The 26,331-nt window shown below is 61.7% G+C and carries 22 protein-coding genes and 1 pseudogene; 10 read left to right on the top strand and 13 right to left on the bottom strand.

Annotation, left to right across the window (positions count from 1 at the left end; genetic code table 11):
* Positions 1–57: 57 nt before the first annotated feature.
* Positions 58–1,056 carry a questin oxidase family protein gene (locus tag G5134_RS19970; protein ID WP_065017819.1) on the top strand — a complete coding sequence of 333 codons (999 nt, stop codon included), beginning with the start codon at positions 58–60 and terminating at the stop codon, positions 1,054–1,056.
* Between the two features lie 29 nt (positions 1,057–1,085).
* Here the strand turns inward: G5134_RS19970 and G5134_RS19975 are convergent, their stop codons facing one another.
* The 7 genes from G5134_RS19975 to G5134_RS20005 form a co-directional block, all read right to left on the bottom strand.
* Positions 1,086–1,520, bottom strand: a complete 435-nt coding sequence (locus tag G5134_RS19975; protein WP_005302566.1) for a hypothetical protein — start codon at positions 1,518–1,520, stop codon at positions 1,086–1,088.
* A 64-nt stretch (positions 1,521–1,584) separates the two neighbouring features.
* Complete coding sequence (locus G5134_RS19980; protein WP_019840285.1) at positions 1,585–2,628, bottom strand: M35 family metallo-endopeptidase; 1,044 nt, start codon at positions 2,626–2,628, stop codon at positions 1,585–1,587.
* A gap of 267 nt (positions 2,629–2,895) precedes the next feature.
* The gene (locus tag G5134_RS19985; protein ID WP_065017820.1) at positions 2,896–3,543 is read right to left on the bottom strand and encodes a DUF2913 family protein; all 648 of its coding nucleotides are present in this window, start codon (positions 3,541–3,543) and stop codon (positions 2,896–2,898) included.
* Between the two features lie 95 nt (positions 3,544–3,638).
* On the bottom strand, positions 3,639–4,934 hold the full coding sequence (locus G5134_RS19990) for a DEAD/DEAH box helicase (protein ID WP_065017821.1): 1,296 nt from the start codon (positions 4,932–4,934) through the stop codon (positions 3,639–3,641).
* Between the two features lie 227 nt (positions 4,935–5,161).
* Positions 5,162–5,695, bottom strand: coding sequence for a spermidine N1-acetyltransferase (speG, locus tag G5134_RS19995; RefSeq protein WP_017783097.1), 534 nt, complete (start codon positions 5,693–5,695; stop codon positions 5,162–5,164).
* Between the two features lie 98 nt (positions 5,696–5,793).
* Positions 5,794–6,444, bottom strand: coding sequence for a DedA family protein (locus G5134_RS20000; RefSeq protein ID WP_005302578.1), 651 nt, complete (start codon positions 6,442–6,444; stop codon positions 5,794–5,796).
* A 218-nt stretch (positions 6,445–6,662) separates the two neighbouring features.
* Complete coding sequence (locus G5134_RS20005) at positions 6,663–8,246, bottom strand: CHASE4 domain-containing protein (protein WP_017785940.1); 1,584 nt, start codon at positions 8,244–8,246, stop codon at positions 6,663–6,665.
* A gap of 222 nt (positions 8,247–8,468) precedes the next feature.
* Between G5134_RS20005 and G5134_RS20010 the strand changes: the two genes are divergently transcribed.
* Entirely contained in the window at positions 8,469–9,431 is a 963-nt protein-coding gene (locus tag G5134_RS20010; RefSeq protein ID WP_010633558.1) for an autotransporter domain-containing protein, read from the top strand.
* A 34-nt stretch (positions 9,432–9,465) separates the two neighbouring features.
* On the opposite strand, the gene G5134_RS20015 is transcribed toward G5134_RS20010, so the two are convergent.
* On the bottom strand, positions 9,466–9,837 hold the full coding sequence (locus G5134_RS20015) for a hypothetical protein (RefSeq protein WP_065017823.1): 372 nt from the start codon (positions 9,835–9,837) through the stop codon (positions 9,466–9,468).
* A gap of 316 nt (positions 9,838–10,153) precedes the next feature.
* Here G5134_RS20015 and G5134_RS20020 point away from each other — a divergent pair, with 316 nt between their 5' ends.
* The 3 genes from G5134_RS20020 to G5134_RS20030 all read left to right on the top strand — a co-directional run bounded on the left by G5134_RS20020 (position 10,154) and on the right by G5134_RS20030 (position 12,378).
* Complete coding sequence (locus tag G5134_RS20020) at positions 10,154–10,786, top strand: phospholipase D family protein (protein WP_017785942.1); 633 nt, start codon at positions 10,154–10,156, stop codon at positions 10,784–10,786.
* Between the two features lie 25 nt (positions 10,787–10,811).
* Entirely contained in the window at positions 10,812–11,705 is an 894-nt protein-coding gene (locus tag G5134_RS20025) for a nuclease-related domain-containing protein (protein ID WP_065017824.1), read from the top strand.
* 109 nt (positions 11,706–11,814) lie between these two features.
* Complete coding sequence (locus G5134_RS20030; protein WP_024943431.1) at positions 11,815–12,378, top strand: hypothetical protein; 564 nt, start codon at positions 11,815–11,817, stop codon at positions 12,376–12,378.
* A gap of 60 nt (positions 12,379–12,438) precedes the next feature.
* Here the strand turns inward: G5134_RS20030 and G5134_RS20035 are convergent, their stop codons facing one another.
* Positions 12,439–13,611, bottom strand: a complete 1,173-nt coding sequence (locus tag G5134_RS20035) for a DUF1615 domain-containing protein (RefSeq protein ID WP_421232153.1) — start codon at positions 13,609–13,611, stop codon at positions 12,439–12,441.
* Positions 13,612–13,846: 235 nt separating this feature from the next.
* Between G5134_RS20035 and G5134_RS20040 the strand changes: the two genes are divergently transcribed.
* On the top strand, positions 13,847–14,875 hold the full coding sequence (locus G5134_RS20040; RefSeq protein ID WP_010633551.1) for a sterol desaturase family protein: 1,029 nt from the start codon (positions 13,847–13,849) through the stop codon (positions 14,873–14,875).
* Positions 14,876–14,940: 65 nt separating this feature from the next.
* On the opposite strand, the gene leuA is transcribed toward G5134_RS20040, so the two are convergent.
* From leuA to dapB, 4 genes are all read right to left on the bottom strand, one after another.
* On the bottom strand, positions 14,941–16,599 hold the full coding sequence (leuA, locus tag G5134_RS20045; protein ID WP_368160756.1) for a 2-isopropylmalate synthase: 1,659 nt from the start codon (positions 16,597–16,599) through the stop codon (positions 14,941–14,943).
* A 481-nt stretch (positions 16,600–17,080) separates the two neighbouring features.
* On the bottom strand, positions 17,081–20,317 hold the full coding sequence (carB, locus tag G5134_RS20050) for a carbamoyl-phosphate synthase large subunit (RefSeq protein WP_213343938.1): 3,237 nt from the start codon (positions 20,315–20,317) through the stop codon (positions 17,081–17,083).
* 16 nt (positions 20,318–20,333) lie between these two features.
* A complete protein-coding gene (carA, locus tag G5134_RS20055; protein ID WP_017780751.1) occupies positions 20,334–21,470 on the bottom strand; it encodes a glutamine-hydrolyzing carbamoyl-phosphate synthase small subunit in 1,137 nt (378 codons plus the stop codon).
* A 686-nt stretch (positions 21,471–22,156) separates the two neighbouring features.
* Entirely contained in the window at positions 22,157–22,969 is an 813-nt protein-coding gene (gene dapB / locus G5134_RS20060; protein ID WP_017783110.1) for a 4-hydroxy-tetrahydrodipicolinate reductase, read from the bottom strand.
* Between the two features lie 310 nt (positions 22,970–23,279).
* On the opposite strand from dapB, the gene G5134_RS20065 reads away from it, so the two are divergent.
* From G5134_RS20065 to G5134_RS20080, 4 genes and pseudogenes are all read left to right on the top strand, one after another.
* Positions 23,280–24,614: a Na+/H+ antiporter NhaC family protein gene (locus tag G5134_RS20065; RefSeq protein WP_005302609.1), complete on the top strand. Its 1,335-nt coding sequence runs from the start codon at positions 23,280–23,282 to the stop codon at positions 24,612–24,614.
* Between the two features lie 128 nt (positions 24,615–24,742).
* A complete protein-coding gene (locus G5134_RS20070) occupies positions 24,743–25,342 on the top strand; it encodes a 5-formyltetrahydrofolate cyclo-ligase (protein ID WP_005302612.1) in 600 nt (199 codons plus the stop codon).
* A 184-nt stretch (positions 25,343–25,526) separates the two neighbouring features.
* Positions 25,527–26,180, top strand: coding sequence for a ribose-5-phosphate isomerase RpiA (gene rpiA / locus G5134_RS20075; protein ID WP_017766696.1), 654 nt, complete (start codon positions 25,527–25,529; stop codon positions 26,178–26,180).
* Positions 26,181–26,215: 35 nt separating this feature from the next.
* Positions 26,216–26,302: pseudogene (locus G5134_RS20080) on the top strand (ribose 5-phosphate isomerase A); the annotation flags it as partial.
* Positions 26,303–26,331 lie beyond the last annotated feature (29 nt).

The following is a 26,331-nucleotide window of genomic DNA, read 5'->3' on the forward strand; positions in this document are numbered from 1 at the left end:
TGACCTCAAGTTAGCTTTAACTTGCACAATCCTGTCTCCCCTCATGAAAGGAGTCAAATGATTATGCATTATCTTCATCAACTGCTCGATGCCAACCAGGCATTTGCCCTCAATGGTCGCGGCACCACCAACCACTGCCCGATGGCGCTGCACGCCCTGCATGAGATGAGCGCCAGCCCAGCGCGGCTGCAGCGTTTCTTTGCCCACTGGCAGGCCAATCATGCCCTGCCGGGGGGTGAGCAACAGCAGGGGGATGAAAAGGAGATGCAGTTTGTCCGGCTGCGTCAGCAGTTGGCAGCACGGCTGGCCGCTGAGGGTTGGCTACCCGCCTTTGGCGACCTGCTGGAGCAGGGGCTCTCCCCGGCAGGCGGCGCCTTTCATCCGCTGATCCGCCTGGCCTGCGCGCTGGAAAATGGTCACCTGGGAGAGCAGGCCGCCGCCCTGGCTGCCTGGCAATGCGACCCCTTGCGGGTGCCGGCCGGGCAGGGAGCACCGGTGCAGGATATCGACGGCCTGCTGAGCGTACTGGCGCAGCAGTGGGAAGGGTCGCGCTGGCAGGGCGACTGGATCACCGAGCGACTGCGGCAGGTGACGGATGCGCCGACCTGGGCGGCGGGATTGCCGGGTGGGCTCCCGTCATCCTCGGATCTGCTGGTGCAGCTGGCTGACGCGGCCCTCGCCCTCTACTGGCAGACCGGCAACTTTACCGTGCTGCACATGGTGACCGGCAGTCGCGCCGCCGCCATCGTCGCCCGCCATTTGCCCGCGTCATGGCAAGGGCGCTGGCAGACCCTGATGTGGCAGGCGGTAGCGGCCGCCTATGTCACGGTCGGCGCACCGTCACTGCAAAGGCCGGTCTGGCCCGATACCGGCAAGCTGGTGTGGCAACACGTGCTGGCCAGCGCGGTGGAGAGCCTCGACGATCATGTGATCAAGCTGGTGCACTGCTGCTGGCGGGAGGGGCTCGCCAGGCCTTTGCTGGCGGAGCGTTATCTGGTGGTGGCTGCCCGCGCAACGGGTCTGCTGGCGCCCCTTACCAAGCCGGATGCCATCTAAGGGCTGGGCTCCACAGGATGGGACCGCCCCTAGGAGGCGGGCAGCCGGGTGAAATGAATGACGGGGCAGCGGGGGGCCACGCCCCGGGTCAGGGTCAGCGGCTGGGCACGGTAACTCAGCCGGTAGCTGCCGGGCCGGGAGAGATCATAGACCAGGGTCAGATCCGCGTCGGCCTGACTCTGCTGACCAGCCCCCAGCAGGAAGAAATCCTCGGCGCCCGGGTTGCCCCGCTTGGCCAGCGGGCCCTTGTAGGGCAGCGGCTGTTCATCGAGGGTAAGATCGATGGCATCGGCAAACCAGCCTTCGAACGGCGTGAACCAGCTCAGCACCTCGAGCGGCCCCTCCCCCCGGTTGGTCAGGGTCATCACCAGCGGCAGCGGCTCGTTGACCCGGCTTTGTGCCTTGACCGACAGCTCGCACTGCAGGGGGGCCAGCGCCAGGGTGGTGAGCAAGAGTGTCATCATGGTCGCTCCTTCCTGTGACAAACGACATGGACAAAAAGGGGCCTTGCGGCCCCCGGTCGGCAAATCAGTTTTCGCTCGGCGTGTTCTCGGCGAAGTACTCGTGGTTGTCGGCGTTGTTGAGCGCTTTGACCGGATCCGTCTTCGCCAGGTTGCGGGCATTGGCCTGACCGTAACCCAGATCGTCGGTGCCCGCCACCACATTGAAGTGGCTCAGCTCGTGAACGATGGTGCCGGCACGGGAATCGGTCCCGCTGACCGGTGCGGTCCAGAAGCTCTTGCACAGGTAGACCTTGTAAGGCTGATCCGGATAGACATAAGCAAAGTAGCTCTGCTTGCAACCACAGTCGAAGGTGAGCGGCTTGTTGTCGATGGCATCCTTGATCTTGCTGAAGTGGGTCTCGGCCTGATCCCAGCGCGACGCATCATAGGCGCCAAACCAGCTGCGGTAACGCTGGCCATCCGGCTTGTCCACCGCCAGGTAGCTGCTGGAGTTGTTGGTGATGCCGCTGGCGGCATCCAGCGCCGCCAAGATGTCGCTCTTCTGGGTGTTGGTGCAGCGGCCGCTGAAACTGACCGAGGCGGTCACCGCCTGCGGCTCGACCAGGGGAGCCGCCTTGGCCAGCACCCGTTCGTCGCTCACCCCTTCCACCCACAGGGTCACGGCATTGGACTCGCTCGCCTGGGCCTGCTTGGCCTTGGCGGCTTTCGCCTCTTGTGGCAGCGTCGGCAGCAGGTAGCGGATGCTGTACTGGCCCTGGGCGCTCATGTCGTAGAGACCGGAGACTTCAGCCTGCACCGTCAGGCTCTGGCCGGCCTTGAGCAGCTGGAAGTCCTTGTCGGTCGGGGCAGCCCGCTTGATCAGGGCCCCCTCATAGCTGACCTGCTGGCCGTCCCGCTCCACCAGAAACAGGGGGGCATCCTCGCTGCCCGGCAGTTGCCACTTGAGCAGGCGAACCGGCTTGTCCCCGGTGTTGGTCAGGGTCAGGTTGACGCGCACGTCGTCGCTGCTGCCATCCACCAGGGTGAGCTTGGCATCGAGCCCGGCGGCGCAGAGCGGAGAGGCCAGCACGCCGGCCAGCAACAGGGCAATGGGAGTCGCTTTCATCATGTTTCCTCATTCATTGAGTGTCGCCTTGTCAGGCGGTTTGCTTCCTTCAAGGCCCTCTTTGGGGCTCAACCACCCTAGAGCAGTTTTTTTCCGCGACCATCCCACCATATGGGTGACGCCCCCCAGGATAGGGGGAACGTCGGGCATCCCTCGCTGCTGCGACAACAATCGCGGCCCCTCCCCCTTGCCCCTCTCTGCATTCTCTGTCCGGTGGATTGCGTCCATAAAAAACCCCGGCACCGGGCCGGGGTCTCAGACAAATGGCACTCACTCTTTGCAGGGGCCCGCCAGCAGGGCCAGCGCCGGCTGCGCATTGCCCGGCACCAGCCGGTAGGCCTTGTGGTGCTTGACCAGGGTGGTCTTCTTGTTGCCCTGGCTCAGCAGCAGGCCGTGGGTGAAGGCGCCTTGCGCCAGTCGGGCCTCGTCGCCGCGCACATAGAGGGTGAGCGGCTTGACCAGCTCACCCGCCTCGATGTGGCCCTGATATTCGCTGGCACTGATGATGAGGCTCGGCTGACCGCCCGACTGCAGGCGCAGCTTGGCGCTCACCTCGCTGTCGGTGATCACTAACCAACCCTCGGCCGCGAGCTCGGCCAGCAGGGCCGCCAGCTTGCTCCCCAGCTGCAGCGGTTCGCATGTGGCCCGCTCATACTGGCGAATGATCCGCTCAAGCAACCCCTTGAGATCGGCGCCAGCCCCCAGGGTGCGGCCCAGCTGCACCCACTCTTTCAAATCCTCCATCACCAGGCGGGAGAAGCGTTTCTCCTTGAGGGATTCCGCCATCCAGCTGCAGAGAAAGTGGCTCTCTTGCGCCGGGGTGCGCTTGCCAGACTTCTGCTCGGCGGTACGGGCCAGTTCTGCCAGGCTCTGACTGGCCATCTCGAGCAGGGCCTGATTGTAGGTGGGAGAGGTCATAAGCAATCCTTCAGTTGACCGCGACGGGTCAACACCGATGACAGAGAAGGCAAAGGCGCCAGTGGCGCCTTTGCGGTTCAATAGAGCGTGCGCCCTTATTTAGGCTGACGCGGCTTCTTGGCGGCCGCCAGGCGCTTGAGGCGCTGGCCCTGCAGCTTGGACTCGGCCATGGCCTGGGCGGCGGCGTTGTCTTCACGCTGCGGGCGCTTGCCGAAACGACGACGCTCCTGCAGCTGCTTGATCAGATCGTCGCGGCTGCTTACCTCGTAGCCCGGCACCATGATGCGGCGGATCTTCTGGCCGATCACTGCTTCTATCTCCAGCAGGGTGCGCTCTTCTTCGCGGCTGACGAAGGAGATGGCCATGCCGCTCTTGCCGGCGCGGCCGGTACGGCCGATGCGGTGCACGTAGTCTTCGGCGAGGAACGGCAGATCATAGTTGACCACGTAGGCAAGATCCGGAATATCCAGCCCGCGCGCGGCCACTTCGGTGGCCACCAGCACCCGCAGCTTGCCCTCGCTGAACTCGCGCAGGGCGCGGCGACGGCTGCCCTGAGCCTTGTCGCCGTGCACCACGGCGGACTTGATGCCATCGAGGTTCAGCTCTTCCACCAGCTCGTCGCAGCTCTCACGGGTGCTGGCGAACACCAGTACCTGTTGCCAGTTCTGCTTGCCGATGAGCTCGGAGAGCAGCTCGCGCTTGCGCTTCTGCTCCACCGGGTAGACGGTGTGGCTGACGGTGTCGGCAGTGGAGTTCTGCTTGTTGACGCTGACGATCTGCGGCTTGTCCAGCATCAGGTTGGCGAGCTTCTTCACTGCCTCGGAGAAGGTGGCGGAGAACAGCAGGTTCTGGCGGGTCTTGTTGACCGCCTGCAGGATCTTCTGCACATCGGCGCTGAAGCCCATGTCGAGGATGCGGTCCGCTTCGTCCAGCACCAGGGTCTCGACCCCGGAGAGGCTCAGGTTGCAGGCGGTGAGGTGTTCGAGCAGACGGCCCGGGGTCGCCACGATAATGTGAGCGCCCGCTTTCAACCGCTTGGCCTGCACGTCCTGCTTGCCGCCACCCACGATGGTGAGGGTGGTGATATCCAGATACTTGGCGAAGTCATTGATGTTGCTCGCCACCTGGGCCGCCAGCTCGCGGGTCGGGGTCAGGATCAGCACCCGGGCGTTGGAAGGCTGCACCGGCGCCGGATTGTCCACCAGTCGCTGCAGGATCGGCAGGGCGAAGGCGGCGGTCTTGCCGGTGCCGGTCTGGGCGCTGGCCAGCAGGTCACGGCCACGGCGCACGGCCGGGATGGCCTGGCTCTGCACAGGGGTCATCTCCTGATAACCGCACTCTGAGATGGCGCGCAAAATCTCGGGGGCAAAATCGAACGATTCAAATCTCATAATGGGTTCCTGTGTTCCAGCGGGACTGTGGCTGGCCTGGTTGGCTCGGCATGAGCAAGAAGTCGGCTATGACCACCGACGGCTGTGCCTGACATCAAGTCAGAGAGTGGCCGGAAAATGGCGGGCGCGAAGTGTAACAGATAGGCGGCGCAAATTCTGCCTCAAAAACGTTCCTTTTCACGGCGTCCCGGATCGCCCCCCATGGGCCGGTCCGGGCTGGCTCCAGCTTAGCCTCCCCGCCCGTTTCTGACCTGGAAATCGCGCTGGAACAGGCACATGCGGATGGCGGTGCGGTAGTGGCCATCGATGAAAAACTCCTCTTTGAGCTCCCCTTCCGGCTCGAATCCCAGCGCCTGATAGATGTGGATGGCCCGGGCGTTGTCCCGATCGACGATGAGATAGAGCTTGTGCAGGTTGAGCACGTTGAAGGCGTACGTCATCGCCTTGAGGGTCGCGCTCCTGGCATACCCCTTCCCCTGATGGGCGGGGGCGATGATGATCTGGAATTCGGCACGGCGATGGATGCTGCGAATGTCCACCAGCTCCACCAGCCCCACCTGGCTGCCCGCCACCTCGAGGATGAAGCGGCGCTCGTGCTGGTCGTGGATGTGCTTGTCATAGAGCTGGGCCAGCTCCATGTAAGCCTCGTAAGGCTCCTCGAACCAGTAGCGCATGATGCTGGCGTTGTTGTTGAGCTGATGAACGAACTTGAGATCCTCGCGCTCGAGGGGACGAAGGGTCAGGGTGTCGGGGGATGACATAAGGTACCTGCTTGCAGATTGGAAGGGCGCCGGCCAGCCAAAAGGGGCGGCGCCATGACATGAAGAGGGGAGAAACAGAGGGCAAGGCCCCTGCCCCCTTAGCGGATGCGGTTGGTCGGTCGCTTGAGCAGACGGATGGCGATGGCCGCCATGGCGATGATGAAGAGGCCGAGCGAGGTCACCAGCAGGCACTTGGTCAGCAGCTCGTGGTGCTGGGCGAACACCGGGGTCGCCATCACGAACTTGCCCACCAGGCTCAATACCAGGGCCCAGAGGAAGGCGCTGGCGAAGCTGGCGATCATCACCCGTGGCAGATGCAGACGCGAGACCCCCATCAGCATGGGCGTCAACACCCGCACGAACGGCACAAAGCGGGAGGAGAACATGGCCCAGAAGCCGTAGTTGTGCAGCAGGCGCGAGGCCCGTGGCAGGCTGCCATCCGGGATCATCCGCTCCACGTGGCCCATGAAGGAGGTACCGTGCAGCGCCTGGCCCTGCACGTAGGCGATGAGGCTGCCAAGCCCGGCGGCAAGCGGCATGTAGAGCAGCGTCACCTCGGGGCCGAGCACCCCCATGCCCACCAGGCCGCCGGCCAGCAGCACCAGGCTGTCACCGGGCAGGGGCAGGAACACGAAACTCGATTCGAGAAACAGGATCACCACCAGGCAGGTGACGAGCAGACCCACGGCCTGCATCTGGATCAATTGGTCAAAGTCCTGTTGCCATATGGCAAGCAGCATCTCCTGCATCTGGTGACTCCCATCAACTTCATGAGGTGGCCCGACGGCCTCCGGTGCGGCAGACCCTCCCCTGTCGCCAACCCCTCTCTTCCCTGAGGGTGGCCCGTTATACACCCGGCCAAGTGAACAAGAAATTAATACAGGTCACGGATAGACGAGATAATCGGCTGCAGGCCCTAAAAAAATGAGGCCCGCATCTGTCGTGCGGGCCCCGGCCATCCAGCCACTCAGCTGTATTTGAGCCGCTGCAGCTTGGTGAGGGTGAGCAGGGTCTGAGCCGAGAGATCGCACACCGACAGCACGAAGGCGAGCTCGTCCGGGTGCCAGACCTCCTCCAGCCTAGCCCGCTCGGCGATGATGAAACCGAGCAGCTCATCCCCATGCTTGAGGGGCGCCATCAGGATGGTGCCAGAGAGCCCCTCCAGCCCGAGCTGGGCCAGCATGGCGCCAAAGCGGGTCAGATCGTAGGGCTCGCGCAGGATGAGGCAGGGTTCGTGCTCGGGCTTGGAGGATTCGTAGCGCCCCTGGATCAGCGCATAGGGCAGGTGAAACCCCTGCTGATGGTGGAGCTTGGGCAGGAAGAAGAGATCCTGGCAGTACATGGATTGCCTGTCTTCGGCGCTGAACCAGACGCTGGCCCGCACCGCCCCAGTGCCGGCGCAGATCGCCTCGTTGATGTGACGGGCGGCCTGGCCCGGATCCTCGCCGGTCAGCAGATCGCTTTTGGCCAGGTGAATGAGGGCGCCGTGCTGCAACTTCTGGCGGGCTTCGCTGTCGGCCTGCTGCTGGCGCAGACTGTCGAGATGATCGAGCATCCGATTGCAGTCGACGGCCACCTGGGAGATCTCGTCACTGCCCTCCACCAGCAGGCGGCGCACCGCGCCGTCCTCGCCGATGAGCCGCAGATTGGCACTCAACCGTTGTAGGCGGGCGGCGATATAGCCGTTGAGGATCAGCAGCACCAGGCCACCAAACAGCAGTACCCCCAGGCTCAGCAGCCAGAAGATGCGCCGCTCGACGGCCTTGCCCTCCAGCATCAGATCCCGTGGCAGGGTGAAGCGAAAGATCAGGGGATCTTCCTCTCGCAGGGTATCGATCTGGGCCAGGGTGAGCAGCCGCTCCTCCTGCGGCAGGATCAGGCTGTCATTGGCCCTGAGCCTGGCCAGGGTGGTGACCCCCAGGCTGGTGGCCAGCTGCTGCGGACTGAGAAACGAGAGCGACAGATTGGTGCGCTTTTGCAGCTGATGAACCAGCCGGGTATTGAAAGCCTTGAGCAGCAGCAGGGTGCCGCGGCTCGGCCCCTCCCCCTCGCTGGTCAGGATCTGGGTAGCGGCCAGCAGGTAGTAGCGCTCCCCGTCGAACCAGATGCCGCCATTGGGCTTGAGGCTGCCGTAGCGCACCAGATAGTCGGTGAGCGGCGCGAGCTCGTCCGGCGTCTGCGCCAGCAGCTTGCCGCCGTGATAGGCAAAGGCCACCTGCGGCTGCTTGTCGGCGTCATAAAGAGCCACCAGATCCACCGCCAGGGTCTCGAAGGTGCGGGCGTTGAGGTTGGCCGCCAGATAGGCGGGATCCCGGCTCGCCATGTAGGCGTAAGTGTCATCCCACTCGGACCAGTCCTGCCCCAGGATGGTGAGCTGATCCAGTTCGGCCTGCACCACGGCCCTGACCCGCTCGCGGTTGCGCTCCACGCTCAGGCGCTCCAGCTCGCCGAACTTGTTGCCCACCACATAATGGAGGCCGACATAGCCGACCCCCAGCAACAGCAGCAGCGTCAGCACTATGGTCAGCGTAATCTTGCGGCTGATCTTCATCTTTACCCACACTCCCGAACAGGTGACCCATTGAGTTTAATGGATTTTGCCTCGCCATCCGCCTTGTGTGCGAAAAACCTCGCCAGAGTGCTCAACCCTTCGCCGCGGGGATAAAACGTCGCCTGGAAAGGTTCATTCGACTCGGCATATGAGCTGCCAAGCCAGCCAAAAATCGCTACAGTGTAACCGTGCCTCAGCGCAAGAGGCGTCACGGAGCCCGCCATGCTCATACCACTCGTTCACCCGCTGCGCAGCGCCCTGCTGCTCACCCCGCTGCTTGGCCTCGGCCAGCCGGCCATGGCCGAGGAGGAGTCGCGGGTGCAACAACGCGCCAATGCGGTGGTCTCCCTGATGACCTTTACCGTGGTGCCCGACATCACCGCCAGCAACATCAACATCGGCAGCGGCACCAATCAATCCTCGGCCCTCAACATGACCCAGGTCGGCGGCGGCGCCACCATGAGCGAGAGCGTGCCGGTTTATCTGGAAGGAACCCTGGGATTCAGCCGCTACGACCCCCAGTTCGTGATCAGCAACGGCAGCGAGAGCCGCACCCTCCCCACCAAGTGGAACAGCCTGACGGCCACCGGCGGGATCGGCTGGGACATAGGGCTGCACCGGGACAGACACGGCGGCAACCTGGTGCTGCGCCCCATCGGCAACGTCACCCTCGGCACGGTGGCGAGCGATCTGCGCATCGGCAACTGGCTGCTGGGTCAGTACACCGGCAAGAACCTCGACTTTCTCGATGGCGGCCGGCTCGACGTCTATGGCCTCGGCGGTGCCATGATGCTGGACTACGAGCTCTTCTCCCCCGCTCAGGACATCGACGCCGAGCTGCGCTACTCCTATCAGCACCTGCAGAGTTTTGGTGGCACCGCCGCCAGCGTGACCGGCCAGGCCAACGCCGAAAACCTCGGCCTCTATCTGCGCCGCCGCGCCCCCATCGGCAGTCTGACGCTGCTGGGCAAACCCGTGCGCTACGTGCTGGAGGGGGCCCGTACCGAATACCTGGGCGAGCAGCGCGGCCTGCTCGGCTTCAACTCCCTCAACTCCCTCGGCCTCGGGCTGGAGCTCGACAGCAGCAAGTACGATATCTTCGTCACCCGCACCCGGCTGGTGGCCCGCTATATGTTCAGCCACAACACCAGCGGCTACGGCGTCGGGCTGGCGATGAGTTTCTAGGCCAACCCTTCATTTATTTGCCTGCGCCGCTGGCTCAGGGCGTTGTGCCGCCTTCCTCGTCAAAGGTGGCGGCCAGGGACACCAAATAGACCGTCATGCCCCGCTGGCTATCAGACACACCGCCTATCACTTTTGCCGGCCCCGGAGAGAGGAAGACCTGGTTGCTGAGCTCGCGCCGCTCGCCACTCTTGCCCAGCTGCAAGATGGTGATATGGTAGACACCCGCGTCCTGACTGTCGCGTGTCACCTTCACCCGCTCCCCCCCTCTTTCGAACTGCCACACGGGGCCACCCTGGGCAGGGATCTCGATGTAACGGCTTTGCGCTGACAGTGGCTGCACGGTCAATTCCGTCGCACTCGCGGCAGAGCCAGCGAGCAGCAGGCTAAAGAGTATGGCGTTTGTCATGATGACTTCCTTCCCGGTTCATATGGTATTGCCTTGGCACAAGGTAAACGGGTTGCCAGCAGGCAACCCTCACTTGCTTTACAAAAAGGTGGCAATCCTAACCAGTTTTCATCGCATAGCACAGGGGGCCTCCCTCAACGCGGCTCCCTACGCCAGGCTGTCACTACCAACCGCTTGATCCCGCTCGCACTTTTTCATCATTGAGTGATTTAACATTGCCAGATGACCCTGTATAAAAAGAGAACGCCCCTACCTGCTTCGGCAACTATGGACATCAGGGGCTTCCCAGACGGAAGAGATCGACAAGGACATCACCATGGCCAAGTTCCTCAATACCAGTGCAACCAATTACTTTCTTGAAGAACTGATCAAGGACGCCAAGGAGCGACTGATCCTGATCAGCCCCTTCCTCAAGCTCAATGACAGGATCAAGGAGCTGCTGACCGACAAGAACCGCCTCAAGATCGATGTACGGATCGTCTATGGCAAAAGTGAGCTTCAGCCGGAAGAGATCAGCTGGCTCAAGGAGCTCACCTATATCCGCACCAGCTTTTGCAAGAACCTCCATGCCAAGTGCTACCTCAATGAAGAGATGTGCATCATCACCAGCCTGAATCTCTATGAGTTCAGCCAGGTGAATAACAACGAGATGGGGGTATTGATCCAGCGTTCGGAAGACAGCGACCTGTACCGCGATGCCTACGATGAAGCCCAGCGCATTATCCGGGTGAGCGAAGAGGTGCGCATCACGTTGGAGCGCGTCACAAGCGACAGTGACCAGCAGGACACCGTGGCCGCCCATGCAGGTCCGGCACCGGTTTGTCCCAAATGCGGTACAACCATGGTACTGAGGACCAGCAAACGGGGAGATACCAAGGGCAACAGCTTCTGGGGCTGCCCCAGCTATCCCAAATGCCGCAGCATCATCCCCATCGAGACACATCCTTGACCCAGGTCTGTGAAGGCTAAATCACATGGATATCACTGCTGCCATAGCGCCGCTGCTGACTCAGCTCTGGTTTCTTCTGCCAGTGCTGTTGATTGCCACCCTGATCAAAACACCCTGGTTCAAGGGGATGATCGGGGAGTGGTTTATCAATCTCAGCCTCCGTCTCTTTCTCGACAAGCAGGAATATCACCTGCTCAAGGACGTAACCCTGCCCACCCCGCAGGGCACGACCCAAATCGACCATGTGCTGGTGTCACGCTTCGGGGTTTTCGTGATAGAGACCAAAAACATAAAGGGGTGGATATTCGGCAATCCTGCCCATAAAAGCTGGACCCAGCAGATCTATCGCCGCAGGCACTGTTTTCAAAATCCCCTGCGCCAGAACTATCTGCATGTGATGACCCTCAGATCCCTGCTTGGGCTGGCGGATCACCAGCTTCACTCCGTCATCTTCTTTATCGGCGACTGCACTTTCAAAACCCCTGTGCCAGACAACGTGATGAACCGCGGGCTCATTCGTTATATCAAAGGCAACACCACACCGGTTTTGACACCTACCGAAGTAACCCGGGTTATCGACACAATCCAGCGAGGACGACTGGCCGCCAACTGGCAGACCCACAGACAGCATGTCACCCAGCTCAAGGCGCGCCATGCCAACCCATCCTTCAAAACTGTGTCCACCCATACCCCTGTCAGGCAATCAGTCACAAGCCTACCATCACAGGACGCATCGCCACTGGACAGTCCATCTCCACTTTGCCCCAGATGTGGCAACACAATGGTCTTGCGTACCGCGACTCGGGGTGAAAACAAGGGCAGTCAGTTTTGGGGATGCAGCAGGTTTCCAAAATGCAGATACATTACTTTGTTAGATAATCAGTCCCCTATGTCGGAGAACACTATACCGAATCATTAAACGGACCAGAGATTATTGAATCTGTGCAGGGGATTATTTTATGTCTACACCCTGTCACAGCTTAAACACCCTTGGTCTAGACACATCAGTACATTTATGGAGCAATAACATGCAAGTGTTTTTAGATAAACTCATGGCTCGTTTGCACAGCAGATATACAACTATTTTTTCTCACTATTACCCGGCACATGGCTCTACCGGTTTCACCGAACGAAATCTCACCAACAACTTTGTTTCTGCACTTGAAAGCCTTTACCCAGGTTCATGCTTCTCATGGTTTGAGGCTCCAATCAGCCTCACGGAAAAGAAACATATGGACGCAGTTGTTTTCACTGAAACTGAGCTTTTTCTTATTGAGGCTAAGCGTTTTACTGCACCTCAATCAAAAACTAATAGTGTCAGGCATGACATTGAGCGAATGCAGTCCAGTGAAGCCCTTCTATTACTTGAAAAGGGATTGATTAACCCAATACCGCGCCAGCGGTATGCAGTAGTACTGGCAGATGTTTGGACAGAAACTAAAGGAAAACAAGATATCTTCGATACTTGGCCAACCTGCCTAAATAGCGGCCCATTTCTCTATAGTAAGGCACTAGATTTTTCTGATCTCCCGATCGAAGGAGAGTGGAAAAACAATTACAAGATACTGGTTGCGGTTAAAGAGTTAACTTGAAACCATGATATTTACATAAGACAAAGGCGGCCAATTGGCCGCCTTTGTTGTTGAAAGGTATCAGCGGATCGTCGCCATCTTCTGCACGCAGCGCTGTTCGCGCTCATCCACCCGCTTGGCAAACCAGGCGGTGGTGAGGTTGCGGGTGATCTTGGGGCTTTTCAGCTGGATGCCGGGCAGGATGGCGCGCGGCAGCCGTTTGCCCGCTTTCTGGTCTGCCAGCGTGAACACGCGATGATAGAGGTCGCTCTGGCCAAATTCAGCAGTATCGCCGAGCTTGAGGCTCTGGTGGATGGCCTGCTTGCTCATGCTGAGCTGGCCGGCGATGGCATGAACCGCGAGCTCGGTCTTGCCCGGCAGATCGGAGTCGTAGCGAATGAGATCCCCGTCCAGCGCCAGGGTCTTGCCACTCAGCCGGCTCACTGCGGCCTGGAAGGCGGCATTGCGGCTCGCGTACCAGCCCGCATTGAAGTCGGCGAAGCGATAGAGGGTGTCGGGGTAGTCGGCCGGGTAGCCGAAGATGTGCTTGGTGCCAAACCAGATGCCACCGCGGCGGGTGAACACCTCGTGGCGAATGGAATCCTTGACCGGATAGGGGTAGCCGCGGGTGTTGGCCTCGGCAAAGGCGACGCTCACCTGCATAGGGCCGCCGGTACGCACCGGGTTCATGTTGCCAAAGAGCTGCTTGCCCATCGGCACCTCCCCGATCATGTCTTCAAAGATCTCGCTCATCTCCCGCTCGTTACGCAACTTGTCGATGCGCTCGGCGTAGGTTTTGCCGGTGGGGGATTTGATGGAGAGCGCGGTGCGCACCACAAACTCAGGGATCAGCAGCTTGCCGGCGCGGGCGTTGATCTCCTTCCAGGCTATCTTGCCAAGGCCCGGCACCACGGGGTCAGCCTGGTAGGTGGCCTCCTGCTCGGCCACCGCCAGCACGGTACAGACGTTGTGATCGCTCACCGTCAGCCCCTGGCTGGTGAGCGCCGTCACCACGTCGTTGGCCCAGCCCGGCTTGTCCACCACATTGCGCGGCAGGAAGGTGACGATGCGGCTCTTCATGTCGGCCGGTTTCTGTGGCTGCATCGCCTTGGGAATGGGACGCCCCGCCGGGGTCCCCGAGGTCGACGGCGTGGCCGGTGCGGGCGGCTCGCTGGCACAACCGGCGAGCAGCAAGGTGACGAGCAGCGGCAACCCGCGCACGACCACAGAAGGAGAGAATAGAGACATGATCATCAAGGCATCCGGTACAGAGACTGTGCCCGACCTGTATCAGGCGAGCAAATGGTCGCTCATTGTAGAGGATTGATCCACAAGGCTAAAGCCTGATGGCCGCGGCGTTCTATTGTGCCTGACAGCCCCTGCCGTCATCCCCTCACAAACCAGGATGACAAAGGCCCATTGATAAGCTTTTATCGAGAGTGATTTACATTTAGAATGCCGCCGCCCGGACGCTCACGGTATAGACCCCATGGACAGACTGACCCTTCTCTTTGACCCCGTGCAGCGGTGGCTGATCACGCCGCTCTGGCACTGCCTCACCGGATTGCTCGATTTCAATGGGCGCCTGGGTGTCCCCTTCTTGCTGATCTCGGGCACGATCGCCTACCTGCTCTATCGCTATCGACGCCGCCAGGGAGATCCCGGCGCCCGCAGCTTTAGCAGTTTCCTCGGGGGCCGGGCCGTCTGGCTGCACCCCTCGGCTCTGCTCGACTACCAATACTATCTGGTGCGGGCGCTGCTCCATGTGGCGCTGATCCTGCCGATCCTGGCCCTGCTCCACCCCTGGCTGCTGCAGGCTGAGGATGTCCAGTCTGCCCTGACCCGGCTGTGGGGGGAGCGTCCCCGGCTGGCCGAGGCGAGCTGGCTGATGATGCTCTACGGTCTGGGCGTCTTTCTCATCAGCGATCTGGTGCATTACTGGCTGCACCGCGCCTTCCACAGTCGCTGGCTCTGGGAGTTTCACAAGGTACACCACAGCGCGACCGTCATGGTGCCGCCGACAGCGAGCCGCATCCATCTGGTGGAGAAGCTGTGCGAGATGCTGGCCAAGGGGAGCTGTCTTGCCCTCTACGCCGGCGCCTTCCACTGGCTGTGTGGCGGCACCGTGCGCCCCTACACCCTGTTCGGGGTGAGCTACCTGGTGCTGCTGTTTAACTCCCTGGCTGCCAACCTGCGCCACACCCATGTCTGGCTCTCGTTTGGCCCGCGGCTCGAACATGTCTTCAACAGCCCGGCCCAGCACCAGATCCACCACAGCCGTGATCCCCGCCACTTCAACCACAACTTCGGCACCAACCTCTCGCTCTGGGACTGGTGGTTCGGCACCCTCTATGTGACCAACAGCCAACCCGAGCCACTCTCTTTCGGGGTCGGTCCCAGGGACAACGAGCGCTACAGCCACCTGAGCGCGCTCATCCTGCGCCCCTTCCTGGTCACCGCACTCAAGCTGTGGCGCACCCTGCCGCGCCCGCGCGGGCGTAATGCGATGGCCGATTGAGCCTGGCAGCCATAAAAAACGCCACCTTGCAGTGGCGTTTTTTATTGGCGAAGAAGCGTGCTGGCTCAGGCGCTCTGGCGCAGCGCCTCTATCTGGGCGGCGCCATTGATCACCGCCTGCAGGGAGGCGCTGACCACGTCGCGGCCGATGGCTACCCCGCAGGTGCGGGTCCCATCGACGCTCAGCAGCACATAGGCCGCCGCGCGGGACTCGGTACCGGCGGTGAGGGCATGCTCGGAATAATCCAGCACGTCGATGTGCATCCCGGTCTGACGCTGCCAGCCGTTGACCAGGGCCGTGATGGCCCCCTCCCCTTCACCACTGAGCTGCAGCGAGCCGGTCGGGGTCTGCAGCTCCAGGCGCAAACTCTCCTGGCTGTCGCGACCAAGCTGGAAGCGACCGATGCGATAGCCGTGGGCAGGCTCGAGGTAGTGGCGCTCGAACAGGGAGCGGATCTGCTCCGGGCTGATTTCGCTGCTGCAAGCCTCGGCCTCGGCCTGAACCCGGCGGCTGAAGTCAATTTGCAGCCAGCGTGGCAGTTGCAGACCAAGGTCGCGCTCCAGCAGGTAGGTGACGCCCCCCTTGCCGGACTGACTGTTGATGCGGATCACCGCCTCGTAACTGCGACCGAGATCGGCCGGATCGATGGGCAGGTAAGCCACGTCCCAGTAGTGATCCGGCTTTTCTGCCGCGAGAGACTTGCGGATGGCATCCTGGTGACTGCCGGAAAACGCGGTGTAGACCAGCTCGCCGGCATAGGGGTGGCGCGGATGCAGGGCAATCTGGGTACAGGCCCCCACGGTGGCGACGATGGCATCCATGTCGGAGAGGTTGAGCTCGGGGTTGATCCCCTGGCTGTAGAGGTTCATGGCCATGGTGACGATGTCCATGTTGCCGGTACGTTCACCGTTGCCGAGCAGGGTGCCCTCGATGCGATCCGCCCCCGCCAGCACCGCCAGCTCGGCGGCGGCCACCCCGCAACCCCGATCGTTGTGGGTATGGATGGAGATACTCACCTCGGGGCGCGCCTTCAAATTGCGGCAGAACCACTCCACCTGATCCGCAAACACGTTGGGGGTGCTCACCTCCACCGTGGCGGGCAGGTTCAGGATCATGGGGCGGGCTGCGCTGCGCCACTCATCGATGACGGCGTCACACACCTCGACGGCAAACTCCACCTCGGTGCTGCTGAAGCTCTCCGGCGAGTACTGAAAGCTCCACTCGGTGCCCGGATTGCGGGCCGCATACTCCCGCACCCAGCGCGCCCCCTGCACGGCGATGGCCTTGACCCCGTCGCGACCTGTGTTGAACACATAGTTGCGCTGGGTCGGGTTGACCGAGTTGTAGACGTGCACGATGGCCCGCTTCGCCCCCTTGAGGGCCTCGAAGGTGCGGGCGATGAGATCTTCGCGCGCCTGCACCAGCACCTGGATGGTGACATCGTCCGGAATCAGGTTGCGGTCGATAAGTTCGCGTACGAAGTCGAAATCGGGCTGGGAGGCGGCAGGGAAGCCCACCTCGATGTGCTTGAAGCCGATGTGCACCATCAGCGCCCACATCTGCAGCTTCTGGGCCACCGTCATGGGCTCGACCAGCGCCTGGTTGCCGTCGCGCAGATCCACGGCGCACCAGAGCGGCGCCCGCTCCAGCACCCGGTTGGGCCACTGGCGATCCGCCAGATTGATGACGGGGGCACGGCGGTATTTGCGATGATCGAAGCTCATATTCTGATTCCCTTGGCTGATAGACGAACGGCTGACTGGCGGCTGACAGAGGGACGAAGAGAGGGAAGCGGGGCGGCGCGGTAACGCCGGCCCTGACGAGTCGCGAGGCGGTAACCCCACGCCCGGTATCCTGTGGCCCTTCCCGGTAAGAAGGGCCGGCCGCACAACCCGATAAGGCTGCGGGCCCGATCTGTTCGCCCCTGCATCGGCAGGCGCAGACGATCTGATCCGTTGACTCCTGTGACGAGAACCCAGTATAGAGAGGCGACGCAGGTGAGAGATTGCAAAGAGCGCTGTGAAATACATCTATTGCACAATCATTGTGATGTTTTATCTGATTATTGAGTGACTATCTCCCTCAGGTTCCCTGACCAGGCATTTTCCCCTCTGCCCCGCAGCCTTCGGCCAATAAAAAACCCCGCCATCGCTGGCGGGGTTTTATCGGGTCACGAAGGAGGCGTCCCTCCTTCATCACGCGCTCTTAGCGGCTCTTCAGCTGGCTCTCGACCTTCTGGTGCAGCTCCTGCACCGAGCTCACGTTGGCGGTAGCATCGACTGTGATGGCCATGCAGGTGGCGAACGCCGCGTGCAGCGTGGTGGTGTAAGCCACCTTGTGCTGCAGGGCGCCACGGCGCAGCTGCTTGGAGTCCTCGATGGCGCGGCGGCCCTCGGCGGTGTTCACGATGTAGGTGTACTCGCCATTCTTGATGCGGTCCAGAATGTGCGGACGGCCCTCGTGTACCTTGTTCACCAGGCGCGGGTTGATGCTCGCCTCACCCAGGGTCACCGCAGTGCCGTGAGTAGCGTCGAGGTCATAGCCCAGCTCCAGCAGCTTGGCGGCCAGATTCACCACCCGCTCCTTGTCGCTGTGGCGCACGGAGAGCAGGGCGCGACCTTCGCGCGGCACCTGGTGACCGGCGCCCAGCTGCGCCTTGGCATACGCCTCGGCAAAGCTGCTGCCCACACCCATCACTTCACCGGTAGAGCGCATCTCCGGTCCCAGCAGCGGGTCGACACCCGGGAACTTGGCGAACGGCAGCACTACCTCTTTCACCGAGTAGTAGGGCGGGATGATCTCGCTGGTGAAGCCCTGTTCTTTCAGGCTCTGGCCGGCCATGACGCGGGCGGCGATCTTGGCCAGCGGGGCACCGGTGGCCTTGGAGACGAACGGCACGGTACGGGCGGCACGGGGGTTCACCTCGATGAGGTAGATCTCGTTGTCTTTCACCGCGAACTGCACGTTCATCAGGCCCACTACGCCAAGCTCCAGCGCCAGTTTGCGTACCTGCTCGCGCATCTCGTCCTGAATGGCCTTGGACAAGGTGTAGGGCGGCAGGGAGCAGGCGGAGTCACCGGAGTGGATACCGGCCTGTTCGATGTGCTCCATGATGCCGCCGATGACCACATCCACGCCGTCGCAGATGGCGTCCACGTCCACCTCGGTGGCGTCGTCCAAGAAGCGGTCCAGCAGCACCGGCGATTCGTTGGAGACGCTCACCGCCTCGGCGAAGTAGCGACGCAGGTCCTGCTCGTCATAGACGATCTCCATGGCGCGGCCACCCAGCACGTAGGAGGGACGAACCACCAGCGGGTAGGTGATGCGCTCGGCGGTCAGCACCGCCTGCTCCAGCGCGGTGACGGTGCCGTTCTCCGGCTGCTTGAGGCCGAGGCGCTCGACGGCGGACTGGAAGCGCTCGCGGTCTTCGGCGCGGTCGATGGCATCGGGGCTGGTACCGATGACCGGCACGCCATTGGCTTCCAATGCTCGCGCAAGCTTGAGCGGAGTCTGGCCGCCGTACTGGACGATGACGCCCTTGGGCTGCTCGACCCGCACGATCTCCAGCACGTCTTCCAGGGTGACCGGTTCGAAGTAGAGGCGGTCCGAGGTGTCGTAGTCGGTGGAGACGGTTTCCGGGTTGCAGTTGACCATGATGGTCTCGTAACCGTCTTCGCGCAGGGCCAGCGCCGCGTGTACGCAGCAGTAGTCAAACTCGATACCCTGGCCGATACGGTTCGGGCCGCCACCGATGACCATGATCTTGTCGCGGTTGGTGGGGTTGGCCTCGCACTCCTCGTCATAGCTGGAGTACATGTAGGCGGTGTTGGTGGCGAACTCGGCCGCGCAGGTATCGACCCGCTTGTAGACCGGGAAGATGTTGTGGCGGGCGCGCAATTTACGCACTTCACCTTCGGCCACGCCGAGGATCTTGGCCAGACGCGCATCGGCGAAGCCCTTGCGCTTAAGGCTGCGCAGGAAGTCGGCATCAAGGCCCGCCATGCCGCGCTCTTTCACCTGCTCTTCCAGCTTCACCAGCTCTTCAATCTGCACCAGGAACCAGGGGTCAATCTTGGTCAGGCGGAACACGCCGTCCATGGAGAGACCGGCGCGGAAGGCGTCAGCGATGTAGAAGATACGGTCGCTACCGGCATCCTGCAGCTCGTGGCGGATGCGGGTCAGGGCGTCAGGGGCGTTGAGATCCAGCATGGGGTCGAAGCCGGTCTTGCCGGTCTCGAGGCCACGCAGGGCCTTGTGCAGGGACTCCTGGAAGTTGCGGCCGATGGCCATCACTTCACCGACGGACTTCATCTGAGTGGTCAGACGGTCGTTGGCGCCGGCAAACTTCTCGAAGTTGAAGCGCGGCACCTTGGTGACCACGTAGTCGATGGCCGGCTCGAAAGAGGCCGGAGTGCGACCGCCGGTGATATCGTTCATCAGCTCGTCCAGGGTGTAACCGATGGCGAGCTTGGCGGCGATCTTGGCGATGGGGAAGCCGGTCGCCTTGGAGGCCAGTGCGGAGGAGCGGGAGACCCGCGGGTTCATCTCAATGATGACCATGCGGCCATCTTTGGGGTTGATGCCGAACTGGACGTTGGAACCGCCGGTCTCGACGCCGATCTCGCGCAGCACCGCCATGGAGGCGTTGCGCATGATCTGGTACTCCTTGTCGGTCAGCGTCTGGGCTGGCGCGACCGTGATGGAGTCACCGGTGTGGATGCCCATGGGGTCGAAGTTCTCGATGGCGCAGACGATGATGCAGTTGTCGTTGCGATCCCGCACCACTTCCATCTCGTACTCTTTCCAGCCGATCAGCGACTCGTCGATGAGCAGCTCCTTGGTCGGCGACAAGTCCAGGCCGCGCTCGCAGATCTCGACGAACTCTTCGGTGTTGTAGGCGATGCCGCCACCGGAGCCGCCCATGGTGAAGGAGGGACGGATGATGCAGGGGAAGCCCACTTCGGCCTGCACTTTCCAGGCTTCTTCCATGTTGTGGGCGATGCCGGCGCGCGGGCACTCCAGGCCAATGCTGCGCATCGCCTTGTCAAAGCGGGAGCGGTCTTCGGCCTTGTCGATGGCGTCGGCGGTGGCACCGATCATCTCGACACCGAATTCGGCCAGCACGCCGTGCTTCTCCAGATCCAGCGCGCAGTTCAGTGCGGTCTGGCCGCCCATGGTGGGCAGGATGGCGTCCGGGCGCTCTTTCTTGATGATCTCGCGCACCACTTCCCAGGTGATGGGCTCGATGTAGGTGGCGTCGGCCATCTCCGGGTCGGTCATGATGGTGGCCGGGTTGGAGTTCACCAGGATGACGCGGTAGCCCTCCTCGCGCAGGGCCTTGCACGCCTGGGCGCCGGAGTAGTCGAATTCGCAGGCCTGGCCGATGACGATGGGGCCGGCGCCGAGGATCAGGATGCTCTGAAGGTCGTTACGTTTTGGCATGGCTCTCTTTATCCTCTTAGGCGCGATACTGCTTAATCAATTCAATGAAGTGGTCGAACAGACCGGCACAGTCGTGCGGGCCCGGGCTCGCCTCAGGGTGACCCTGGAAGCTGAAGGCCGGACGGTCGGTGCGATGAATGCCTTGCAGGGACCCATCGAACAGGGAGACGTGGGTGGCGCGCAGGCACTCCGGCAGGCTGTTCTCGTCCACCGCGAAGCCGTGGTTCTGGGCGGTGATCATGACGGTGTTGTCGTCCAGGCTCTTCACCGGGTGGTTGGCACCGTGGTGGCCGAACTTCATCTTGACGGTCTTGGCACCGGAGGCGAGACCCAGCAGCTGGTGACCCAGGCAGATGCCAAACACCGGGGTGTTGGTATCAAGGAAGGTCTTGATGGCCTCGATGGCGTAGTCGCACGGCTCGGGGTCACCTGGGCCGTTGGAGAGGAAGATGCCATCCGGGTTCAGCGCCAGTACCTCGGCTGCCGGGGTCTTGGCCGGCACCACGGTCAGGCGGCAGCCGCGGTCCACCAGCATGCGCAGGATGTTGCGCTTGACGCCAAAGTCATAGGCGACCACGTGGTATTTGAGCTGGTCGGCATCCGGGGTAACGTGCCCCTTGCCAAGCTGCCAGCTGCCTTCGGTCCAGTTGTACGCCTCGCCAACCGTGACCTCTTTGGCCAGGTCCATCCCCTTCAGACCGGGGAAGGCGCGCGCCTGTTCGAGGGCAAACCCTTCATCTATCTGCTTACCCGCCAGGATGCAGCCGGCCTGAGCGCCTTTCTCGCGCAGGATGCGGGTCAGTTTGCGGGTGTCGATGTCGGCGATGCCAACGATGTTGTGGGACTTGAGGTAATCGGAGAGGGATTGCTGATTGCGGAAATTGGAGGCAAGTATCGGAAGGTCCCGGATGATCAATCCCTGAGCGTGGATTTGACTGGACTCTTCATCTTCGCTGTTGGTGCCGGTGTTGCCTATATGGGGGTAAGTGAGGGTGACTATCTGACGGGAATAAGAGGGATCGGTGAGGATTTCCTGATAGCCCGTCATCGACGTATTGAAAACCACTTCACCAACGGAACATCCCTCGGCGCCTATCGACACGCCTTTGAACACAGTTCCATCTTCCAGCACTAGCAATGCAGTGTGATTCAAGACAACCTCCAGTTATTTAGCTTTAAATTCAGCAATTTACCTGGGTGTTGCGGGCTCGGTTCCGGCCTTGGACAGGACTCGAACCCGGCAGATTTCTGGCAAATTGGGCGCATTCTACTTAAAAACGATCGCATTTCAACGTCTTTTCTCATTCGAAATGCATCTAAATTCAATAAACAAGCAACATTACCCATTATCTATGCACTTCATTGCTTTGCAAGCCCCTCCCTGAAAAGAAAAGGCAAAAGTTGCTACCAATCCAGACCAAGAGACCAGCATTGATACAAAAACCAATTTTTAATCCTTAAAAAACAATGCAATGAAGTTTCACATAAAAAATCTCAACGCCTGCAATCAGCTTTTTTAGGGAGGATGAGTGGCCTTGAAAAATGGAAAACGTTTTTCCGTGTTTGAATTTTTAGTCTGTTTTGGTGGATGTAAAAAAATGCCCTGGTAGGGGCTATTGAGGCCCATTTTCGTTACCAGTCGATGACATTCATGCAATGCAGGATCCGGTAAAACAGCAGAGAGGGTAGATTTATCTCGTTTCGTGCAAAAATCACCATGTAAGCGGCATTTATACAAAATCACCAATAAAAAACCCCGCATGAGCGGGGTCTTGAGCAGACGACGGGCCGGGCAGCCCTTCGTGCACACCACGGGTGCCGTGATGTCAGTGGATGTGGTTACTTGAGGCCGAGCACGTCCTGCATGTCATAGAGGCCGGCGTCCTGCCCCTTAAGCCACTTGCCGGCGCGCACCGCACCGTTGGCGAAGGTGAGGCGGCTGGAGGCCTTGTGGCTGATCTCCACCCGCTCGCCGATGTCGGCAAACATGACGGTGTGCTCCCCCACCAGATCGCCGGCGCGAATGGTGGCAAAGCCGATGGTGTTGCGATCCCGCTCGCCGGTGATCCCCTCGCGGCCGTAAACGGCGCACTCTTTCAAATCGCGTCCCAGCGTCTTGGCCACCACCTCGCCCATGGAGAGCGCGGTGCCGGACGGTGCATCCACCTTGTGTCTGTGGTGCCCCTCGATGATCTCGATGTCGGTGTAATCCCCCATCACCTTGGCGGCCTGCTCCAGCAGCTTGAACACCAGGTTGACGCCCACCGAGTAGTTGGAGGCGAAGACGATGCCGATCTCGCCGGCGGCAGCCTGGAGCGCTGCCTTGCCCGCGTCGTCAAAGCCGGTGGTGCCGATCACCATCTGCTTGTGGTGGGCCCGGGCGAAAGCCAGGTTGGCCAGGGTCACCTCGGGGCGGGTGAAGTCGATGATGAGATCAAACTCGTCCCGTACCTTGTCCAAGCTGTCGCTGATGATGACGCCGAGCCGACCCAGCCCGTTGAGTTCGCCGGCATCCAGCCCGATCACGGCGGAGCCCGGTCGCTCCAGCGCCGCCCCGACCACCACGCCCTCGGCATGGCTGATCGCTTCCAGCAGCACCTTGCCCATACGACCATTACAGCCCATCACGGCCACACGGATCGGATTGTCCATCTCCACCCTCTCATCTCTATTAAGGAAAGAGACCGTTTTACCAGCCTGCGCCCGCTTTGAAAAGCCCGCCGTGGCCATCGTTGGCCACCCGAAAAATCAACAACATATTTACTGAAATCCGAATATTTCACGGATTTAATCAATTCAACAAAATCACCAGACAAAAAGCAGCATCCATCTGGACGTCTATCTTGACCGGGCGGGCGCGACTCACTACTGTAGGCACCCCATAGCGGCAGGATGCCCGCCACGCTCACCCCACTGCGGGCTGGCTGAGACAGGGAGGTCATGTACAACCATCGAGGAACACATGATCCAGACTCAACCCAGCGCCAGAGCCCTGCTGCCTCTGCTGGTCTTTCTTGCTCTCTTTATCGGTACCGGCACCTGGCTGACCCTGCAGGGGGTCGAGTTCGCCTTCTATCAGCTGCCCGCCCCCGTCGCCGCCCTCCCCGCCGTCATGCTGGCGCTGGTACTGGGCAAGGAGGGGTTCAACAAGAACCTCGAGACCTTCTTCAAGGGGGTCGGTGACAGCAACATCATGGCGATGTGCCTCATCTATCTGCTGGCAGGCGCCTTCGCCACCGTGGCCAAGGCCACCGGCGGGGTGGATGCCACGGTCGCACTCGGCCTCTCCCTCATCCCCGGCTGGTTCCTGCTGCCTGGGCTGTTCCTCATCTCCGCCTTCATCGCCACCGCCATGGGCACCTCCATGGGCACCATAGGCGCCGTGGCACCGGTAGCGCTGGGCGTGGCTCAGGCCGCCGGCATCGATCCTGTGCTGATGGCGGGTACCATCCTCTCCGGCGCCATGTTTGGCGACAACCTCTCCATCATCTCCGACACCACCATTGCGGCCACCCGCAGCCAGGGCTGCGAGATGAAGGACAAGTTTCGCGAGAACTTCAAGATTGCCGCCCCGGCCGCCATCGGGGTGATCCTGCTCTATCTGACCCTGGGGTCGGTCGGGGATGCCCCCGCCACCGAGGCCCATATCGAGCTGCTCAAGGTGATGCCCTACCTGCTGATTCTGGTGCTGGCCCTCTCTGGCATGAACGTATTCATGGTACTGGGGCTCGGCATTGTGGCCGCTGGCGGGGTCGGTCTGCTGGGGGATTACCCCCTCGGCCAGTTCAGCAAGGACATCTATCAGGGCTTCACCGGCATGCAGGAGATCTTCCTGCTCTCCATGCTGATCGGCGGCCTCGGCGCCCTGATGGAGCGCCAGGGGGGACTGGCCTGGATCAGCACCCGCATCAGCGCCCTCATCGCCCGCTTCACCCGTCAGCACGACGGCGAGCAGAACGAGAAGGCGGCCGAGCTCGGCATCGCCGGGGTGGTGGGCCTCACCAACCTCTGCACCGCCAACAACACGGTGGCCATCATAGTCGCCAGCAAGGTGGCCAAGGATCTGGCGGATCACCACGGGGTCACCCCGCGCCGCGCCGCCTCCATGCTCGACATCTTCTCCTGCGTGGTGCAGGGGCTAATCCCCTGGGGCGCCCAGGCGCTGCTGCTGGGCTCCATCTTCGCCCTCTCGCCGCTGGCGGTGGTGAGCATGAGCTTCTACCCCATGGCGCTGGCGCTGGCCGCCCTGGTGGCGGTGTTCGTCAAGCACCAGATGCGCAAAGCCGCCCACGCCTGATAGTGCGGCCGCCGGGTCCCACCCGGCGGCCGAGCCGCGCTGTTCAACCCGGCGCGGCCTTGTTAAGGTGATCGCCTGCCAGTGCGATCCACGTATCGCCCCGTCGCCCGTTCATCAGAGGAGCCCCCATGCCGGATACCCAGCCTGAAAGACAATCCCTGCGCCAGCTCATCCGTCAGCGCAGAAAGAGCCTGACCCAGGCCGAGCAGCAGCAGGCGGCCCAGCAGCTGGTTGCCCAGTTCAAGCAGCATCCCGAGATCCTGGCGGCCAAACGTATCGCCCTCTATCTGGCCAACGACGGCGAGCTCAACCCCCTGCCCGCCATCCACTGGCTGTGGGCCCAGCAAAAAGAGGTCTATCTGCCGGTGTTGCACCCCTTCACCCCGGGCCACCTGCTCTTCTTGCGCTACACCGCTACCAGTCCCATGACCCGCAACCGTTACGGCATCGCCGAACCTGAGCTCGACATGCAGCAGGTGGTGCCCCACAGCACCCTCGATCTGATTTGCACGCCGCTGGTGGCGTTCGACGCGGCAGGCAACCGGCTCGGCATGGGCGGTGGCTACTACGATCGCACCCTCGCCTGCTGGCACGAACACAGGCTCGGCCCCAAGCCGCTGGGGATTGCCCACGACTGCCAGCAGGTAGACGCGGTGCCGCAGGAGGAGTGGGACGTACCGCTGCCCCAGATCATCACCCCCAGCCGCTGCTGGCACTTTCCCGACTGAGGCCAGAAGCGCCCTTGCCGCACTGATCGGCTCTTGCTGACACAGCCATGACGCAATGACATGGCGCAATAAACAGGCAAACGATTTACATCTTGCGGGTTTTTGGCTCGGAACGTGAGCTGGGTGGTCGCTCTGGAGGGGCGGCTTGGATATAATGCGGCCGCTTTTTTCCAAAGGATCGATCATGACTCAAGATGAAATGAAGAAGGCGGCCGGTTGGGCTGCGCTCAAGTATGTGGTTCCCGGCACCATCGTCGGGGTAGGCACCGGCTCTACCGTCAACCACTTCATCGATGCACTGGCGACCATGAAGGACGAGATCAAGGGAGCGGTATCCAGCTCCGTGGCCTCCACCGAACGCCTCAAGGGCTTCGGCATCCCTGTGTATGACCTCAACGAGATCGACGCCCTCTCCGTCTACGTGGACGGTGCCGACGAGATCAACGGCACCCGCGACATGATCAAGGGCGGCGGCGCGGCCCTGACCCGCGAGAAGATCGTCGCCGCCGTGGCCGACAAGTTCATCTGCATCATCGACAACACCAAGACGGTCGACGTGCTCGGCACCTTCCCGCTGCCGGTAGAAGTGATCCCCATGGCCCGCGAATACGTGGCCCGCGAGATCAAGAAACTCGGCGGCAACCCGGTCTGGCGTGAAGGGGTGGTCACCGACAACGGCAACCACATCCTGGACGTGAAAGGCATGGCCATCACCGATGCCAAGGGGCTGGAAGTGCAGCTCAACGCCATCGTAGGCACCGTCACCAACGGTCTGTTTGCCCACCGCGGGGCAGACGTGGTGGTGATTGGTACTCCCGACGGGGTCATCACTCAATAAGGTTGTCTGCCAAAACGCAGCTCAACGGCATCATGGTAGGCACCGTCACCAACGGTCTGTTTGCCCACCGCGGTGCAGACGTGGTGGTGATTGGTACTCCCGACGGGGTCATCACTCAATAAGGTTGTCTGCCAAAACGCAGCTCAACGGC

The organism is Aeromonas sp. 600276 (assembly GCF_049175815.1).
GTDB classification, from domain to species: domain Bacteria; phylum Pseudomonadota; class Gammaproteobacteria; order Enterobacterales; family Aeromonadaceae; genus Aeromonas; species Aeromonas dhakensis.